1 protein-coding gene is annotated in these 1,498 nt (G+C 59.9%); it reads right to left on the bottom strand.

Annotated features, from left to right (window positions below; all coding sequences use genetic code 11):
- Positions 1 to 73 precede the first annotated feature (73 nt).
- Positions 74 to 1,126 (bottom strand): CsgG/HfaB family protein, encoded by a 1,053-nt coding sequence (locus tag NW837_RS14440; RefSeq protein ID WP_414332277.1) that lies wholly within the window; start codon positions 1,124 to 1,126, stop codon positions 74 to 76.
- Positions 1,127 to 1,498: the final 372 nt, after the last annotated feature.

Consider the following 1,498-nt stretch of genomic DNA (forward strand, 5'->3'; position numbering starts at 1 on the left):
ACCGTAACCGAAAACACGCAACGGCAGGGCTTTGCTCCCATCGAGGGATCCTGAGGATAGGGCTTGGGAAAGCTCATTGGACAGGCTTGGCCACATCCCCAACCTTGAAGCCTGCCCCGCTGAGAATGCGTCCCACGCTGGAGCCGTCATCCACTTCCGTCAGTTGGATCTGTCCGGCTGGCTCGGTCAATTTGCGCAAAACGGCCCCCGTGGCCGGATCCTTCACCTCGCGGACGACGCGCTCCACAGAAAGAATCAATCCCACCCGATAGCCATCGCGGCTGCCCTTGTTCAGGATCACCTGGTTGCCGTAGACATCCGCCACCAAGGCGTCAACCGTTGGCAGAGAGCGAGGCTGAGCTGCCAAGCGCCCGGCAAAACCGGCCAACTGCTGGGCAATTTGCTCCACCGCTTGTTGGCTTGCCAATACCAACAGCTTCTCTTCGTTGCTGGTGGCGGATCCCCCGCCAAAGCCGGCAACCGTGACCGTGCTATCCGACTGGCTGGCGTTGCCTTTGCCCTCGACCACGGCCAAGATCTCGGCAGTACTGGTGCTCACCAAGCGGGCATTCAGCTGCACGTTGGCATCGGCATCCACCGACTCAGCCCCCACCGCCAGCGGGAAGCTGCCAAAGGGGGTCAAGACCGGTGCCCCACCCCCAGAACGGCGCACCGACACATCAAACTGGGTCACACTGCCGAGGATCACCGCATCGACCCCTAGGATCCGGCCTACCTGAGCAGCGGTGTTGGCATCCAGTCGCCCGGATAGACCCAGGTTCTGCTCGGCCAAGATCGCGTCCAGCCGCGAGCGCTCGATGACGGAAAAGGTGCCATCTCTCACCAGCCGATCCACCAACAGGTCGCTCACCCCCCGAGAAGCCTCGCGGAAGCTGTAGGGATTGCTGAGGCTGCTGAAATCAAAGTCCAAGACTGCAATCCGAGGACGGGATGTGGGTTGCGGCGCTTGTCCCACCTGTCTGGGGGCAGAGAGGGTGCAGCGAATGTCTTGGGGAAATTGCTGGCAGAGGGCTGGATTGGCGGATTGGGCCACCACCGGGATCCCTGTCCAGCCTAGGCTTACCAAAGGGATCCCGAACAGCAAGATGGAAGAGAGGTTGCGCATGGCTGAGCGATCTCCTAAATCTGAGGGGGGCCACATTTCACTCACAGCCTGCATCCAAAAGAGCTTCAGGGCGGTGACCGATATCACCTGGCGGCTAAGGGTTAAGGATCCTGACGTCGCCTGTTCCCAGAAGATGCCCTACACTCTACCGACTACAAGGTTGTTGAAAAAAGGGATTGAGAAGGTTTGTATAGAAGAGTTGACAAATCTCAACCCTGTTGAGCAAAGGTACTCGCTCTCTGCAATTGACATCCTCCCCTGCCTAAAGGCCGGAGATTCCTACCACGCTACGCACGGATAGCTCCTTGCGCAGTCGTCTCGGCGGGTTCCTGCTTCCGACCGCCCGTGCAGTTCGATCCACAGGCCATCCGG

Source organism: Synechococcus sp. R6-10, from assembly GCF_047461815.1.
GTDB lineage: Bacteria > Cyanobacteriota > Cyanobacteriia > Thermostichales > Thermostichaceae > Thermostichus.

Excerpts from the sequence above, each read along its gene's own strand:
- NW837_RS14440 (WP_414332277.1), bottom strand. The coding sequence starts at position 1,126 with ATGCGCAACCTCTCTTCCATCTTGCTGTTCGGGATCCCTTTGGTAAGC.